At 38.2% G+C, this 17,894-nt stretch carries 12 protein-coding genes and 1 tRNA gene; 5 read left to right on the top strand and 8 right to left on the bottom strand.

Going from position 1 to position 17,894, the window contains the following annotated elements; genetic code table 11:
* Window positions 1–11 precede the first annotated feature (11 nt).
* Window positions 12–281 carry an oxidative damage protection protein gene (locus tag ACG94X_RS13160; protein WP_419384167.1) on the top strand — a complete coding sequence of 90 codons (270 nt, stop codon included), beginning with the start codon at window positions 12–14 and terminating at the stop codon, window positions 279–281.
* Between the two features lie 356 nt (window positions 282–637).
* On the opposite strand, the gene ACG94X_RS13155 is transcribed toward ACG94X_RS13160, so the two are convergent.
* On the bottom strand, window positions 638–1,276 hold the full coding sequence (locus ACG94X_RS13155) for a hypothetical protein (protein WP_419384166.1): 639 nt from the start codon (window positions 1,274–1,276) through the stop codon (window positions 638–640).
* Window positions 1,277–1,495: 219 nt separating this feature from the next.
* Between ACG94X_RS13155 and ACG94X_RS13150 the strand changes: the two genes are divergently transcribed.
* Window positions 1,496–2,524 (top strand): AraC family transcriptional regulator, encoded by a 1,029-nt coding sequence (locus tag ACG94X_RS13150; RefSeq protein WP_419384165.1) that lies wholly within the window; start codon window positions 1,496–1,498, stop codon window positions 2,522–2,524.
* Window positions 2,525–2,770: 246 nt separating this feature from the next.
* Window positions 2,771–3,463: an aquaporin Z gene (gene aqpZ, locus ACG94X_RS13145; protein ID WP_419384164.1), complete on the top strand. Its 693-nt coding sequence runs from the start codon at window positions 2,771–2,773 to the stop codon at window positions 3,461–3,463.
* Between the two features lie 130 nt (window positions 3,464–3,593).
* Here the strand turns inward: aqpZ and ACG94X_RS13140 are convergent, their stop codons facing one another.
* From ACG94X_RS13140 to ACG94X_RS13130, 3 genes are all read right to left on the bottom strand, one after another.
* Window positions 3,594–3,839, bottom strand: coding sequence for a hypothetical protein (locus ACG94X_RS13140; protein WP_419384163.1), 246 nt, complete (start codon window positions 3,837–3,839; stop codon window positions 3,594–3,596).
* 76 nt (window positions 3,840–3,915) lie between these two features.
* On the bottom strand, window positions 3,916–4,962 hold the full coding sequence (locus ACG94X_RS13135; protein WP_419384162.1) for a DNA/RNA non-specific endonuclease: 1,047 nt from the start codon (window positions 4,960–4,962) through the stop codon (window positions 3,916–3,918).
* 376 nt (window positions 4,963–5,338) lie between these two features.
* Window positions 5,339–7,219: a potassium transporter Kup gene (locus tag ACG94X_RS13130; protein WP_419384161.1), complete on the bottom strand. Its 1,881-nt coding sequence runs from the start codon at window positions 7,217–7,219 to the stop codon at window positions 5,339–5,341.
* Window positions 7,220–7,338: 119 nt separating this feature from the next.
* On the opposite strand from ACG94X_RS13130, the gene ACG94X_RS13125 reads away from it, so the two are divergent.
* Window positions 7,339–7,428, top strand: a tRNA-Ser gene (locus tag ACG94X_RS13125).
* A gap of 181 nt (window positions 7,429–7,609) precedes the next feature.
* Entirely contained in the window at window positions 7,610–8,806 is a 1,197-nt protein-coding gene (locus ACG94X_RS13120) for a tyrosine-type recombinase/integrase (protein WP_374665227.1), read from the top strand.
* A gap of 226 nt (window positions 8,807–9,032) precedes the next feature.
* Here ACG94X_RS13120 and ACG94X_RS13115 read toward each other — a convergent pair whose 3' ends face one another.
* From ACG94X_RS13115 to ACG94X_RS13100, 4 genes are all read right to left on the bottom strand, one after another.
* A complete protein-coding gene (locus ACG94X_RS13115; protein ID WP_374665225.1) occupies window positions 9,033–10,904 on the bottom strand; it encodes a DUF262 domain-containing protein in 1,872 nt (623 codons plus the stop codon).
* A 61-nt stretch (window positions 10,905–10,965) separates the two neighbouring features.
* Window positions 10,966–14,232: a type I restriction endonuclease subunit R gene (locus ACG94X_RS13110; protein ID WP_419384160.1), complete on the bottom strand. Its 3,267-nt coding sequence runs from the start codon at window positions 14,230–14,232 to the stop codon at window positions 10,966–10,968.
* On the bottom strand, window positions 14,229–15,539 hold the full coding sequence (locus tag ACG94X_RS13105) for a restriction endonuclease subunit S (protein ID WP_419384159.1): 1,311 nt from the start codon (window positions 15,537–15,539) through the stop codon (window positions 14,229–14,231). Before ACG94X_RS13105 ends, ACG94X_RS13110 begins: the two co-directional genes overlap by 4 nt.
* Window positions 15,539–17,872 (bottom strand): type I restriction-modification system subunit M, encoded by a 2,334-nt coding sequence (locus ACG94X_RS13100; protein WP_419384158.1) that lies wholly within the window; start codon window positions 17,870–17,872, stop codon window positions 15,539–15,541. Before ACG94X_RS13100 ends, ACG94X_RS13105 begins: the two co-directional genes overlap by 1 nt.
* Between the last annotated feature and the right edge of the window lie 22 nt (window positions 17,873–17,894).

Raw genomic sequence — 17,894 nt, 5'->3', positions numbered from 1 at the left:
GGAGCTTTGATATGTCTCGACAAGTTTTTTGCCGTAAATATCAAAAAGAGTTAGAAGGTTTAGATTTTGCACCATTTCCAGGGGCAAAAGGTTTAGAATTTTTTGAAAATGTCTCTAAACAAGCTTGGCAAGAATGGTTAAAACACCAAACAACGCTCATCAATGAGAAGCGTTTAAATGTGTTTGAAGCCGATGCAAAAAAGTTTTTAGAAGTACAGCGTGAAAAGTTTTTCAATAATGATGACTCATTGGAAAAAGCTGAAGGTCTAAAACCTGAGTGAGGATAAGTAGACCACAACTCTGCCCGAACGCAAGACCAAAAACCTGCTTCGAGTAGAAAATAAGGCATCGTATTATACAAATCCAAGACGATGCCCGCATGCAAAAAGAGTCTCTTAAGAGGCTCTTTTTTATTGCCCTAAATAGCACAACATGGCTTTTCTCTAGGCATAAAAAAAGGAGTCTTGGAGACTCCTATAAACTTCAGAAACAACAGCATTTGCATTCTGAGATAACTACACTTGCTAATCTAACCGAATCAACCACATAGATATTGACAATATATACATATTTTTTGACTATTCACGACAGCACTGTCACCCATTGCATCTTCCATTGATAAATCATGTACTCAAATTTACGCCACTGAATCCATAGCATTATCGTTGCTTTGATCAATCAATTTTGGCGATTTATCAACCCATTGTGCAGGGAAATATTTTTCCACCGTTGTAGACAACCAAACGGCTATTGGTTTTGGTAAGTTCACACCCAATGGATTCTGCTCTTTAAGATCTGCCGATGAAACGACGCGTGTACCCATAATGTAATCAAACCACGGCTTAGTTACACACCAGTTCGCATCTTGGTTTGAGTTCATGTGGTGATCATAATGCCAAGGAATTTTTTTCATTGCCCAATCAGGCTCCAAATGAGCACGGCGATGAATATAATAATAATTCCCCGCACTATATAGTGCTGCTGCTGCCATACCTTTTGAAATTGGGTAGAAAGCCAAACCTGCAATACCTGCCACGACAGCTAGTGAAACAATTTCATTTTTAGTACGCCAATTTGAAATCCCTTCCACATAACCATCATCATGGAATTCCTGCTTACGAACCTCACGATGGTGTTCCCAATGAGACTTCATACTACGAGGAACAGGGCTATAACGTGGTTGCCCTGTACGATGCGTACCATGCAAAATGAATTTATGTGCAACCCATTCGAATCCATTTGCCACAACCAAACCTACAACAAAACCTTTTAACATGGCGGATCTCCTTATTCTTATATTGACTATAGAATAGCTAAAAAAAAAGATATTGACATGTAAAAACCTTTTCATTGACAAATAACGACAATCGAAGATCATTCACTTATATCACCATCAATCCGTTGAGATACGCTTGCTTGTGTTCTTTAAACTCGATTAAAATAACTTTGCGCTAAAACTAAATACGACTGGAACCAACAATAACAAGATGTGTAAATGATGCAGCTAAAGGACTATGCCGGCTCCGTATATGGTGGTCTTGGGCAATTACTCTATACTTTTAGCGAGGCTAAAGGTCTAAAAATTTCAGCAGCACTACAGCAGGTTCAAAATGTTGAACGCTTTGATTACACCATTTGGCGTCAAATTTTGGATGACATTCAATTACAACTACAGCGTTCGGCTCTAGGGCTTGAAATTGCTGACTATGTACAACCTAAGCATATTGGCATTATTGGTTATATTGCACAATCATGTGAAACCTTAGGTGAAGCACTCACTCGTTATCACGATTTTCATCGTTTAATTTATGATGGAAGCCCACTCAAAATTGAATATTATGATGAACAACATATCTCGATACGTTGGGAAAACCTGCCCAGTCATTTAACCACGCAAATTACTGATGAAATTGCGATTGCGGTCATGATTCAGTTTTTAAGATTTTTCATCGCCGATGGAATTAAGCTCTATCAGGTTAATTTTATTCATCATAAGCCTAAAAATGTAATGGCTTATGAAGCTTTTTTTAATTGTCCTGTAAAATTTCAACAAGATAAAGTTGAACTCATATTTCCTCTCAATGCACTTGCTATCCCCATTAAACAAAGTGATCAAACTTTACAAAAATTATTGATGCGCCAAGCTCAAGCTTTACTCGAAACACTGCCCAATACCACGCAATTAGATGAGCGTTTACAGCAAAGTATTTTATTGGGACTACAAAAAAATAATTATCAAATTAAAAGCATTGCAAAACAACTCAATATGTCTACACGACAATTGCAACGCCATTTACAAAGCCAAGACACCACCTATCAACAACGTGTCCAAGACGTCCGACAACTTTTGGCAGCACAGTACTTACAAGACCCTTATTTAAGTCTACATGAAATCGCATTATTACTCAGTTATTCAGAACAAAGTGCCTTCCAACGCGCCTTTAAACAATGGACTGGGCTGACACCACAACAATGGCGGGCTCAAAAAAAGCTGGATAATGATAAAGTGATGAATATTAGATAAAACTTTTTCACGCTTTAAGTTGATATTTCTAGCATTAATTTATTGTTAATCGACTTTATCTTACAAATATAATTTCTATATTAAGATTTTTTATGTAAAAAATGCCTATTTGTTATTCTATTTTCATATTTTTAGATTATGATTACTCTCACAAAAAGTGATTTGTATCACAATATAATCAAAAGGCTATTCACAATTTCATGATGAATTGTATAGCCATATCTTTCTATAAAAATAGGAAAAATCATGAATAAATATTTTGCAGAATTTATTGGAACATTCTGGCTCGTGTTTGGCGGATGTGGTAGTGCTGTTTTGGCAGCAGCCTTCCCTGAATTAGGCATTGGTTTCGTCGGTGTATCTTTGGCATTCGGTCTGACTGTATTAACAGGTGCTTATGCTTTAGGTCATATCTCTGGTGGACACTTCAACCCTGCTGTCAGTGTTGGCTTATGGGTCGGTGGTCGCTTTGATGCCAAAGATTTAGTGCCCTATATTATTGCCCAAGTGGTTGGTGGTATTTTTGCTGCATTTGTTTTGTATCTCATTGTCCAAGGGCAAGCAGGATTCACAGGTACGGGTGGCTTTGCAAGCAATGGTTTTGGCGATTTATCACCCGGTAAATATTCAATGATTTCAGCGCTGATCATTGAAGTGGTACTTACTGCAATCTTCTTAATTGTCATTCTTGGTTCTACAGATAAGCGTGCACCTGTTGGCTTTGCACCGATAGCCATTGGTTTAGCATTAACACTCATTCACTTAATCAGTATTCCAGTCACCAATACTTCGGTAAATCCTGCACGTAGTACTGCTGTTGCATTATTTGCACAAACTGAAGCACTGAGCCAATTGTGGTTATTCTGGGTTGCTCCAATTGTTGGTGCGGTGATTGGTGCAATGATTTATAAAGTTGTAGGCAAAGAACCTCAACAATAATTCATAGAATCAACTCAAAAAATGAAACGATTTCTCAATAATAAAAAACCTGCGTGATGCAGGTTTTTTATTTAGAATTAGCCTGAATTTATATCTAAAAATAATTACTTAACTTAAAAATAAAGAAAAATTAAAGAAATGGATTTTCTATTTCACCTTCAGTTTGACGTACAATTTGTTCTGGTAAATCTGGTTGTTTTTCTAAAGCTGCAACAATATCATTTAAATAATTTTGTAAAACTTTTGCTGCTTTTAATCCTGCTTGATCTTTGGTGATCTGTAAATTGCCATAAATACTCACACAATCATCTTGGTTTTCTAAAGTTAAATCATGAATCGAATGTGATTCTGTCCCATTTTCAAACGCTTTAAACATTTTAATGTGCTCAGTTTTTTTAGATATGATTCAGTATAAATCGATTTAAAAAACTAGCCATCACTTAAGCATTCAATTATTTTAAAATTTGTAAAATATATTGCAATAAAGCCTCAACCAATTGTTTAACCAAAGTATCTTGAGTTTGTTGGTCCACTTTAGGTAGCCCAACATCTGATGTCGCAGTAACACTTCCTTTCGGCTGAAATTGCTTTTGCAAAGCCTTAATTTCATCTTGAGTCACATCTTCGGCACATTGGCTCTCTGCATCCCAGTGTGAATAGTCTATCTTCTTATTTGCTTTTACCTGAGTTGCAGTTAAAGGCAGTTTATAGGTGTTACGTTTTTGTTCTTCTGTGAGTTGTGGAAATAAATTCATTCCCAACTGTTCTTCTAAATAACAAACGCTCACCACTTTAACCTGTAGTGAATTATTATTTGGCGCATAGTAAGCACCAATAATGCCCTGCTCTGGAATATAAATGGCTTTAAATACAGCTGTCGGAACAATCACTCCACGACCTAGGGTTTTCAGCTTTTTACCCGAAAAAAGTGGCCCTGTGATGACATAAACGTCTTTTTTCTGTTTCGTCACAATTGCACGGGTTGCTTCCTCAAGCTCTCGCCAAATTTGTTGATTATTTTTAGGTGCTTGCGGCACCATATTGGCAAGTGAAAAACTATCATATTGTGCGCTTTTATTCGGCATATCGGCATTGGGTGACATATGTCCACGATCATAACCAGAAGCACGATAATCCGACAATAATGCACGATGTTCAGCACTTACACGTGTTTCTTCATGAAAACTATCTTCACGCTTTATTTTTTGGCTTAAACGCTTTGGAGATAAATATTCTGCTGTCCATAATGGTGTTTTTGATACACCTGAATACATGACATTAAAGCCATTAAAACAAAGCGGATAACTATTTTTCTTTAAATTATCTTTGACTAGAATAGGTGGTTGATCTCTATAAAATTGAGATAAACAATCTGAATTTAAACTTTTCCCTTGGGCAAAAGGTATAAATTGGGCAATACGTTCTTGCCCAAAAGCAATTGCAAAACTTCCAGTCGCCACAACACCCAATATGATTTTAACAACTGAATTTTTCAACAAAAACTTTCCCAAAGACGCAACTACCTTATTTAAATTAAAAATTAAATATTTGAATTTAAATAGCTTATCAAGAGCCCACCCTGAAAGATATTGATTGAATATTCAACTGAATAAAGCTTCTACAAATATTGTTTAGTAAAGCAACACTGGATGTAACAATCTATTCTCAATTCAATACTCAATTCTGAAAAATAAATTATTTCCCAACATTCACGGCTCTTACACATAAGATTATCGCATGTTGAATATAGATAATTCGAGCCATAAGCGACATGATTTGTCGCGTTAATTCATGAAAAATAGCGCTTTAAAAGATTGAGGATCAATAAAAAGCCAAGAATAATCTTGGCTTTTTATACTTTAATTTGGAATTGAATTAAATTTCGATCTGACTACCCATTTCCACCACACGATTTGGTGGAATCTGATAAAAATCACTCACTGGGCTGGTATTTCGTTGCATTGAAATAAACAACTTTTCTCGCCACGGTGCCATACCATCCCCTACTGTATGAATCAAACGATCACGAGAGATGAAGAAACTAATGTGCATCATGTCAAAATCAATCTCAAGTTGACCATAAGCCAGTTCTAGCGCATTCGGAATATCAGGCTGATCTTTAAACCCGTAGTAAACAAAAATACGTTGGAACTTCTCATTTAATACCTCTACTCTGATCCGCTCCTGATCTGGAACATATGGCACATCACGGGTAATAACAGTGACGAGAATATTTCGTTCGTGTAAGACTTTATTATGCTTAATATTATGCAACATCGCATGTGGCACAATGTTTGGATTTCCTGTTAAGAAAACAGCTTGCCCTGGTACAAACTTTGTTTCATCACTCAAACTGACACTTTTGATAAATAAATCTAAAGGCAATGCATCCTTTTCTAAACGATTGAATACAATTTCACGACCTGTCTTCCACGTCATAAGAATGGTGAAAACCATTGCACCAATCAGAATTGGCACCCATCCTCCAGAAATAATTTTCAGGGATGTTGACCCAATAAATACAATATCAATCACGAGAAAAGGAATTACAAATAAAGCCACTTTCCACTTTGACCAACGCCAAAAACTATAGGCTAAGATTGAGATTAAAACTGTATCACAGAACATCGTCATGGTCACAGCAACACCATAAGCATTGGCTAAATTGGCACTGTTTTGAAAAATGACAATAAGTAAAACAATGGATACAAATAGCACCCAATTGATAAAGGGTAAATAAATCTGCCCTTGCTCAACATCTGAAGTGTGATGTACAGTCAATCGAGGTAAATAGCGTAACTGTATTGCCTGATTTGCCATTGAAAACACCCCTGTGATCACTGCTTGTGAAGCAATGACAGCAGCGGCTGTGGCTAAAGCAATCATTGGGTATAAACCCCAATCTGGAACCAATAGATAGAATGGGTTTTCAATTGCATTCGGGTCACGCAGTAATAATGCACCTTGTCCTGCATAATTTAACAATAAACATGGCAAAACAATAATGAACCACCCTAAACGGATGGGCAATCGTCCAAAATGCCCCATATCTGCATACAGTGCTTCACCACCTGTGACCGTTAAAATTACTGCACCCATGGTCAAAAAAGCCACGTAGGGTTGGTGAAAAATAAAGTTTAATGCCCAATGTGGGCTGAGCATGGCAAGAACGTATGGCGTTTGGCTAATACTATAGATCCCAACAAGACCGATGGATGCGAACCATGTCAACGTTATTGGACCGAAGAACTTGCCCATTGTACCCGTACCATGTCTTTGTACGAGGAACAGTGCTGCTAGAATTCCTATTGCTAAAGGCATTAACCATCTATTAAACATTGGTGTGGCAATACTTAAACCTTCAATAGCTGAAAGTACGGAAATTGCTGGCGTAATAATTCCATCACCAAAGAATAATGATGCACCAATAAACCCAAGTGCAATCAAATAGATTTTTCGATTATCTGGAATTCTATTGGATCTAAGGTTCAGTGCCAATAAAGAAATAATACCGCCTTCACCATTGTTGTCTGCACGCATGATGATGGTGACGTATTTGAAGCTAATGGTGAGCATCATGCACCAGAAAATCAACGATAAGATTCCAAGAACAGTTGCTTCGGTAATTGCGATATGTGCGGTAAGGAAACATTGGCGTAGTGCGTATAAGGGACTGGTTCCAATGTCTCCAAAAACGACACCTAATGCTGCTAGCGTAATTGCGGGTAACGCTGCTTTTTTTGCAGTACTTTGCATAAAACGTCTTCTAGAAGTAGACACTATTTTTTTGGAATGATATCACTGTGAAAAAAAATTTGCTCTATATCAATTGTTGCTTGGCATATTTCTTTTTTTTGGTTATTATCCCACGCCTTGGTGAGGTGTCCGAGTGGCTTAAGGAGCACGCCTGGAAAGTGTGTATACGTTTGCGCGTATCGAGGGTTCGAATCCCTCTCTCACCGCCAAATACTATTCTCGTGATGTCTCATGAGATCTTAAAAGACTTAAATCTAAAGGGTTTAGGTCTTTTTTTATGTCTAATACAATCCACTTTGTCTATTGCAAGCTTGATATAGTTGGGGGTATAACTGAGGGTATAATAAATTACCCCCAAAATTATACCCCCAATTCTGCGGAAAAATTGCAATGCTTACAGATGCTCAAGTCAGAAAAATCAAACCGTCAGAGAAAAAAACTAAATACTCTGATGAAAAAGGCATGTATCTGGAGGTAACACCTTCAGGTGGTATGCATTGGCGGATGAAGTTCCGCTTCAATGGTAAAGAGAATATTTTCAGTATTGGTACATATCCAGATACGACGCTTGCCCAAGCAAGAAGAGTAAGAGATGAAGCACGATTAAAGCTAAAAGATGGGATTAATCCCAATGAAGCAAAGAAACAAAAGAAACTACAGGCCGATGAAAATACACTTTTTAAAACACTTGCAATGGAGTGGATGGAAGACCGTAAAGCTGTAATTAAAGTAAATACTTATTTACGTGACTTATCTGTATTTGAGAAAGACCTTTTCCCTGCTTTGGGTAATATGCCGATTGACCAAATCAAAGGTAAAGATGTGCTTGCTTGTGCTAAAAAGATTGAAGCCAGAGGAGCACAAGAAATGGCTAAGCGTTCAATACCTTTAGCTGGGCGGATTTTCCGTTTCGCAATTCGTAAAGGTCTCATCGAGAATGACCCTACACCACACTTAGGAGAGGCCCTAAAACCGCGAAAAACAAAGCATATGGCACGCTTAGATATTTCTGAGTTTCCACCCTTCCTTGAGCGTATGGATCACTATCATGGTAATCCAATGATCAAAACAGCGATTCAACTAATGACTCTCACATTTGTACGCACCGCTGAGCTTAGAATGATGGAGTGGAATGAGATTGATTTTGATAATCATTTATGGCGTATTCCTGCTGAAAAAATGAAAATGGCTCAGCCTCATATCGTTCCCTTATCAAGACAGGCAATTGAATTAATAGAAGGCTTAAGACCTCTTACAGGCAATAAGCAATACGTTTTCTATAACCACAGCACTGCCAGACCTATGAGCAGTAATGCCCTACTCTGCGTAATTCGCACAATGGGTTATAACGGTAAAATGACTGGACATGGGTTTCGTGGGCTTGCATCAACGACTCTTCATGAACAAGGCTATATGCATGATGCTATTGAAATTCAGTTAGCGCATCGAGTCGGTAATGCTGTTTCTCAAGCGTATAACCACGCACAACATTTAGAATATCGAGTAAAGATGATGCAGGAATGGTCAGATTTTATTGATAGTTTAAGAAATAAAATTGTGCCTTTCCCTAAGCGGAAGATGATGTAAAAGTCTATGTAATAAACTCAATTTTTAAGTTCATTTTATATGGCTATTTTGCAGAGATAATATTTTTTCTACTTAAAATTTTTAAAAGTTTCTATGGTAGGTTTTTTTATTTCAGCAGCCACCGAAGTGGCTGCTGAAATAAAATTTAGATATTATTTTAATAAATAATTAAACAATATGTTGAGCTAGTTAGAATAACCTAATATCACCTTGACCTATAGTTTCCTTATAATACCTCTGCAGCAACTTGATCTATGTTTATACGTTGCTCATCTTCATCAGTAAATTTATATTGGTCTATTCTTTGTCCATTAATTGTCCAAGACAAAAGAGCTAAATTCAGTAAAACTTGCTGACGCTGGTGAATCTGTTCCTTTTTCCATTCATTAAAAGCATAGTTATAATCATGGATAAATTGATTCGTTGAAGTATTTTTACCAATACTAAATTCATCATCTAGCATTTTGCTTAGTACTAGTGCTGAATTTTTATATTCAGATTGCTTTTGCTTAAACCAATCTGCACTTAGGTCATTAAAATTATTAACTGCCTGATTAATCTGACTTTCTAATAATGTCACGTTACCTAACATGTAAACCTGACTAGAATATTCTAAATAGTCAGCTCCATATGCTTCAGGAATTACATCTGCCTTAGGCGTCTGAGGTAAAATATGTTCGACTTGAAGACTTTGGATAAATCCATGATCTTTCAGTGGCATATTACAAAGTTCAGCTGCTTTATTTTCTAAAGTACCTAAAATATAACGTAAACGATACAACGGATTAAAAGCATCATGACGTTTTATTAAGAAAGTTTGTTTAAATTCGGCTGCCTTTTTAGTAATATATTTTGCAATGGTTTTTTCCACAGCAACTTTTACTTGTTCAATAGTTTTTAAACCGCGGAAATATTGCACCCAAATACTAAAATTATTCTCATTATATTTAGCTTGTATACCTAAAGTATTGTTCACGAAAAATAAAGTTTCTAACTGTTTCGCCAGATAATTAATTACTTCATCTTCACAATTAACATCTAATGCCAACAATAGCAATAAGTGCTGTCTAGACATATATTTATTAATGTAGCCAATGTTAATTACAGCATGATACGTTTGATGATGGTCAGCTAAACTTGTCGCGTTAACTAGTTTTGAATAACGTTCTGAAGCACTTAATAATGCATTCACAAATTCTATTGGTTTCTTTTTATAGTTGATTAATGGCTCACCTTCAGAAATAATCCATTTATAGATATCTTCCTCACGTAAAATTCCATTATTATAATAACGCGCCATTAAAAAATAGCGTAGAAAACGTAATGGATTCTCCCCTTCTTTACAGGCATGAATATTTCCAACAATCGTTTTCCATTTAGATTTAATATCAGGAAAATCTTTTTCATTAGCTTCACTAAAAATCAGATTTTTAACCAAATCCATAGCATCTAGACTTGCGCCACGCTGATTACTAGTTTCAAATATTTTTAATGCACCATGAAGATCTGCAGAAACAATAAAAACCAAGACAATTTTATTGAAGAAGAAAGTAATAAAATCAACTAGATGCTCTTGTCCTTCATTATTCAAACTTCCAACATACTCATACATCGCATCGTAGGCTGCCTGCATTTTTTGAATAGATGGCGTAACCTTACCTTTGTATTCTTTTTTATGAATAAGATAGCCTACATAATTTTGGCTTTCTTCGTATTGCAACTCTACACGGTTTTGATGAGATGCCGTTTTCATATTAAAAGTCGACAACCATGATTTAATCGCAGTATAGAAGTTTTCAGCAGATTCAGTACGAGTAATACTCTCTAAAAAATCTTTTAATGCACATAGAGTTAATACAATTGTAGTAAGACGTTGCTGACCATCAATGACATCATAATTATCATTTTTTTTAACAATAATAACTGACCCTAAATAGTAGCTCGAATCATTACTTGAAGTTTCAAAGGCATTATCTATGTCTGTGATGAATTGTTTTACTTGGTCATTAACTTTCCAGACATATTCTCTTTGATAATCTGGAACAATAAAGAACTGATTAATATCTGAAATACTTTTTACTTGGGCATCAATTTGCATTTTCTTTCCCCTCTCCCTCTCTAAAATTATTCACCTTTTAAATACCGCACGCTCTAATTTCCTAACGTAGCGGCATCTGCCCACGATTCGCCAACATATCAAAAATCAAATGACCAAAAATATGTGCCTTAGATGGATCTGAAAGCAATTGCATCATCTGCTCTCTATGTGCTTCATGACTGCCTAGAATGGCATCATCAATAGCACGAGGGAAATCGCCTAGCATTGCTTGCTCACGTGTGTTATTGGCAATCTGCGACATCACTCCATTATTCTCATAGACTTTGTCTGCAATGGTGTTCGCGTAATTAATCATGTCTTGATCGGTCAGCTTATCTGTCACAAAGACTTCATTTAAACGATGAATAATGCTGGATAAAAAATCTTCCTTTTTGTCCTTCGCGGTCGCACTCCCCACATCATTACTTGGCTCTAACTGATGTTCAGTGCTATTGGCTTGTAACTCAATATCAATCTGACGCAGTTTAGACAACCGATAGTGACTCATCTCGATATTACTTAAATCAATTTCATCATCTAAGATGATATTTTCACGTAGCATCGGTCTCAGGTTACGCGCAAACAGACTTAGCTTCTCCAGCTCCTTATCATCATAATCCACGATTTGTGACATGAACTCATAAAAGCGAGTGAAAGTGCCTAAATCCTTTTTAAAGATTTCCAGTTCATCTTTGGCTTTTTTGGCTTCAGCAAAATCCTTTTCTGCATTACCAATCAAGACAGCATCACCTGTTTGTTTACAGCGTTCCAGCATGTCTTTGGTTTTACTATATGCAGCAATCGCCGTGTTATAGCGCTGCTGCCAACGCTCAATAGCAGGCTTACAGATATTCGCCAGTACTGCATTGGATTTATTGCGGCTAAAAAATGCCGTGGCAAACTGCTCAACTTCCGACCACAAAAAGATGCCATTGCTTTTGAGCTTATTAAACAACTCAAAGACCTTATCAGGATCAGTAACATCTGCTAGTTCAGCGGTTTGATAATACGGCTGAAATGCTTCTAAAATTTCATCAGGTTCATTAAAGAAATCGAGCACAAAAGTGCCTGACTCAGCTTTACCTGGATACGTCCGGTTTAAGCGGGACAAGGTTTGTACACACTCTACCCCACCGAGTTTTTTATCCACGTACATGGCACAGAGTTTTGGTTGGTCAAAACCCGTCTGGAACTTGTTAGCGACTAACATCACCTGATAATCATCACTATCAAATGCCTTACGCATTTCACGCCCTTTTAAATTCGGGTTCATGTTGTTTTCAGTAAATTTCTGCCCGACTAATGCACTGCTATTCGGATCTGAATCGTTAAACTCTACTTCACCCGAGAATGCAACCATGGCTTGAATCGACTGATAACGTTGTTCAGCCACATATTTATCAAAAGCGAGTTTATAGCGTACAGCTTCTTTACGTGAGCTAGTAACCACCATAGCTTTAGCTTGACCGCCCAATAGGCCCATCACATTCTTTTTAAAATGTTCAATGATCACTTTTACTTTTTGTGAAATATTGTGGTCATGCAAACGTACCCATTGATTGACCTTCACCTTGGCTTTTTTAGCATCCACCTCATGGTCTTTGCTTGCCAGCTTTTGCGTCAGTTTATACACCACTTTATAGTTGGTGTAGTTCTTCAGGACATCTAAAATAAAGCCTTCTTCAATCGCTTGGCGCATGGAATAGATATGATAGGCTTCAGGTTTATTCTCTACTGACGGTGGCAATAAAGGATTTGGGCAACGTCCAAACAATTCTAGGGTTTTGGCTTTAGGTGTTGCGGTAAAGGCGTAATAACTGACGTTTGGATTGGCACGACGCGCTGCCAAGGTTGCATCTAAAATATCTTCTGAAGACAGCATGACATCTTCATCACTGCTGTCCGTCATCAAGACTTCTTTGAGTTGTCGCGCCGTTGAACCGCTTTGTGATGAATGTGCTTCGTCGGCAATGACCGCATAACGTCTTTCTTTGAGTGCAGTGCTGTTTTCAATGGCTTTGAGTACAAAGGGGAAGGTCTGAATGGTGACAATAATAATCGGTTGAGATTTTTCCAGTGACGTTGCCAGTTTCTCTGACTTGGAGCCATCACCTTCTTTATTATTAATGCGTCCAACTACGCCATCGGCATGTTCAAACTGATAAATCGTGTCTTGTAGCTGTGCATCTAGGATGGTGCGATCCGTCACCACAATCACGGAATCAAACTGTTTATTGCCGTGTTCATCGTACAAAGTGGAAAGCTGATGCGCTGTCCATGCAATCGAATTGGATTTACCTGAACCGGCACTGTGCTGGATCAGGTATTTATGCCCTGTGCCATTCTCTTTGGCATCTTGAACCAGTTTGGTGACCACATTCCACTGATGGTAACGTGGAAAGATGAGGCTCTCGCGCTTGTATTTACGCCCTTCTGCATCTTCTTTATCTTCAATATTGAGGTGAACAAAACGTCCGAGAATATTGAGTAAATTATCAGGCGTTAAAACTTCATTCCATAAATAGTCTGTGGCATAGCGGGTTTGGTCTTCAGGTGCATCATTGCCTGCACCGCCGTCATGCGTACCTTTATTAAATGGCAAGAAAAAGGTGCTATCTCCTGCCAGATGTGTAGTCATATAGACTTCATACTGACTCACGGCAAAATGTACCAATGCACCACGTTTAAAGGTCAGTAAGGGTTCAGGCTTATTGGTATCAGGGTCTTTAGGCAAACGCGTTTTTTTATATTGGGTAATCGCATTTTGCACAGTCTGCTTGAATTCAGATTTAAGCTCCAGCGTGGAAACAGGCAAGCCATTGATAAACAGCACCAGATCGATGCGCCATTTTTTGGCTTGCACACCTGTACTGTCTAATTCTGCTTTTGTGGCATATGGGCTATACACCAACTCAGGCACCACACGGCAAATGTTCTGCTTGTAACGCGCTAAAGTATCGGCATTGAGATTATGCTCAGGTTTAAACTGGCAGAGTTTAAAACGAGCATTACGGATTTTTAGCCCATGACGTAACACGCCCAGGGTGCCGTAACTACGTGAAGCTTGATCGGTGGCATTGATGTCGGCTTTTTTGAGTTGTATCACCAAGGCATCAATAAATTTTTGTTCTGAATCGATCGGATAGTTCTGGCAAAACTTCTTCCATTCTTCAGGCTGAGTCGTTTGCACAAAGCTTAAAACGTCTGCGCTATACAATGCATTTTCACGGTCGTAGTGTTTGGCTGTACCCAATACCCAACCGTTGGCTTGCATGTGCTGAATCATGTCATTTTGGAAATTATTTTCCCGGGTTGCATCTAGACTCATGCGCTAAACTCCGTTTTAGCTTCATTGTTGTTATTTGGATTTTGCCAGTTGCGGACGTCGATCTTTCCGGTAACGGCTGCGGAAATAAGTGCGGTGCGGCGTTCTTGCATCAGTTGAATTGCTGATTCGGCTTTTGAAATTAGCTCATCATAACGACCAGTAATTGCCATTAAATATTCTTTAATTTTTATTTGTTCATTTTGTGGTGGTTCAAATAAGGGAATATTTTGAATATCAGACATATTAAAATGTGTCACTGTACTTCCCTGAGATAACTGCTTAATAAAATCATCAGCTAAACCTGAATAAATTGAGTACAAGACAAAATCAGGACAAACTTTTGATTGATCTAACTTAAATAGAACCATTCTTTGTCCTAAACATAGTGGTACAGATCCATCATAAACACATGCCTCACCTGCTGGAGCTTCTCTTGTAAAAAGAATATCTCCTATTTCAGGAATAGCCCTTTGAGTCCACTCGTTATATGTATCTTGATTTGTATACTTACCACCATCTAACTTTAATTGCCCATTTCTTACATTGGTTGTACGACAAACTAGATATTCACCATCTTCAAAATATGGAGCAGTTTTATGTTCTGCATCAATAATACTTTTTACAATGAATTTTAATTTAATTTTTACCCAATGCTCTGGCACTTGCCCTAACCATTCCACACCTGAATCTTTCATTGCCACATCAGGATTTAAACCTTTGGTTACGGCATGGCTAATCACCGCTTGACGTTTTTCTTTAAGCAGTTCAATCAACTGTTGTTGCTTTTCAATCAGGCTGTCAATTTTTGCGGTTTCATGGTCGAGATACTCAATAATTTTAAACTGTTCACATTCAGCAGGCAGGGCAAAACTAATCTCCGCCATTTCATTATTCATAATCTTTGCGCCATTTGTATCAGGTCGCTTATGAAATTGAGTGGCATATTGAAGTGCATAGTGACTAAATTTTAAATTAGTTTGATATGTTATCGGCTGTAACGTACCGCATACGTTAGTGCAATTATGTTTACCTGACCGAATAAATACAGTTCCTGCATTTGCTCCATCAGTTGTCCATGTCAGTTGATCACAATCAAAATCAAATGTATTGATATAACCAAGACACCCATTATTTTGAGTTTGTGAAGAGAAAACTGGATATAAACCATTATCCATTAGCTCTTCTTGTGAAATGACACGTCCTCGACCTATGTGGAATAAATATTTCACTTTCTTTAAGTCCCACTCCACGGGAATTTTTTCAAATCCCAAAGAATGAGTTAATTTATATTTTTCATAACCAATCATTAAGAATGCACCTCTTGCAGAAGTGCCATAATTTCACGGCTCACCGCATCCAGATCCGCATCAATCTCGGCCAGGTCACGTGGCGGTTCATACACATAAAAATGACGGTTAAACGGAATCTCATAACCCACTATGCCAATCTCGCCATCTTTATCATCACGCTTGTCGGCATTAATCCATGCATCCGGCACATGCGGCTGAACTTCGCGTTTAAAATAAGACTCGATTAAATCGGTGGTTTCTACGTTTGGATTTAAAGCAATATTTTCCGCATCACGCAAATCACCATCCTGTACAAACTCAACCACTTTGCCGTTATAGCTAAACTGACCATAAAGCGGGTTTTCAGCACCTTTTACCACTTTACCAATCACGGGTTCAGCTTCAGGGTTTTTCCAGCTAATCGCATCGAGGAATTGTTTTTTCTCTTTGCTGTCGAGCTTGATGTCTGTGGCTTTAAAGGCATGCTTTAAGCTTTCATCAAACTGGTTAAAGTCGTCTGATTGCGCCGTGCCAATGTAGTCTTGTAAGGCTTGAGCCTTGTGCATGAGTTCCTTTTGGAATAACCATATTTTGCTATCCAGTACATCTTTAATGTCTTTTTCTTTAAGCTCAGGATATTCGGCTTTAATCAAGGCACGCACTTCAAGCGCAAGCTCGGATAAATCACCATAGCTTTGGTCTGTGGATGCATCTGTCCATGCCGCACCAAACTGCTCATAAATGCTTTGCATCACCGCATTAAAAGGCTTGGGTGCAAAACGTAAAGAAGCAATCGCCTCATCCGTAATCTGTGCAGATAAACGCAATGGACGTTCAATGGTCACGCGGCGATAACCGAATTCATAGCTGTTAAAGATTTTACTGGCAAAGGTTTTGGCAGTTTCTGTTTTTGGACTGGCAGACTGGCGACCACGATTAGACTTAACATCAGCGGGTTTATCCAGTGTACGTGCATCCATCACTTCAAAGTCACCAAAACTGCGGATAATGGTCTTGATATCGTCTTCGCTCATCTCATTACGCTTAGAGCCGAGAGACTTACGCATCTTGCTGTATAGATGACTGCCATCAATCAGCTGTACTTTTCCTTTACGCTCAGCATCTTTCTTGTTACTGAGTACCCAGATATAAGTGGCAATACCAGTGTTATAGAACATGTCATTGGGTAAAGCGATAATCGCTTCAAGCAAGTCAGCTTCTAGAATATAACGACGGATTTCACTTTCACCACTGCCTGCGCTACCGGTAAACAACGGTGAACCATTCAAGATAATTCCGATTCGGCTACCTTGATCATTGGCTTGGTCACGATTACGCATTTTACTAATCAAGTGCATCAGGAACAGTAAAGAACCATCCGATACACGTGGCAAGCCGGCACCAAAACGCCCATCAAAGCCTTTGACTTGATGTTCATCTTTAATATCTTGTTCAATCTTTTTCCAGTCCACCCCAAAAGGTGGATTGGACAGCATGTAATCAAATTTATCTTGTGAAAGTTGGTCATTGGATAAGGTATTGCCGAGTTTGATTCGGCTGACATCCTGACCTTTAATCAGCATGTCTGCTTTACAGATGGCATAAGACTCAGGATTTAGCTCCTGACCAAAAGCACGCATCACCGCATTCGGGTTGAGCTCCAGTACATATTCCATCCCAGACGATAAAAATCCACCCGTACCTGCCGTTGGATCGTATATGGTACGAATAATACCCTCTTTACTTAAGGCTTCATCATCCTCCATAAACACCAGTGATGTGGTTAAGCGCACAATGTCACGCGGGGTAAAGTGCTCCCCTGCGGTTTCGTTCGAACCTTCGGCAAAACGACGGATCAACTCTTCAAACACTAAACCCATTTCATGGTTAGAAACAGCTTCAGGACTGAGATCAGTCGTGGCAAACATTTTCACGACTTTATAGAGTAAGTTGGCATCATCGAGTAAACCGACAAATTCATCGAATTTAAAATGCTCAAAAATCTCACGTGCATCTTTAGAAAAACTTTGCACATAAGTTTTTAAATTGGCTTTAATATCGGTTTGACCCATCTTGCCTAAATCCATAGGCGATGTATTAAAGAATGCCAATTCATTGGTGGCACGTAATAAGAACTTTTCTTGTGCTTCTTCAGGCAGGTTCAACAGCTGAATTCTTTCATGCTCTGCCACAACAGCTGCTTTACTTTCAGCAAGCACGCACTCTAGGCGACGTAACAAGGTGAACGGTAAAATGACACGTCCATATTGCGATTGTTTAAAGTCACCACGAAGTAAATCTGCAACCGACCAAATGAAGGCTGCGATTTGAGAAAAGTTATTATTCGACATCAGCAATTTCCAAAGCGTGAAA

It is taken from the genome of Acinetobacter psychrotolerans, from assembly GCF_048552595.1.
Lineage (GTDB): Bacteria > Pseudomonadota > Gammaproteobacteria > Pseudomonadales > Moraxellaceae > Acinetobacter.
Note: the sequence above shows the minus strand (reverse complement) of the source record. Positions and strands in the feature narration are given on the sequence as shown.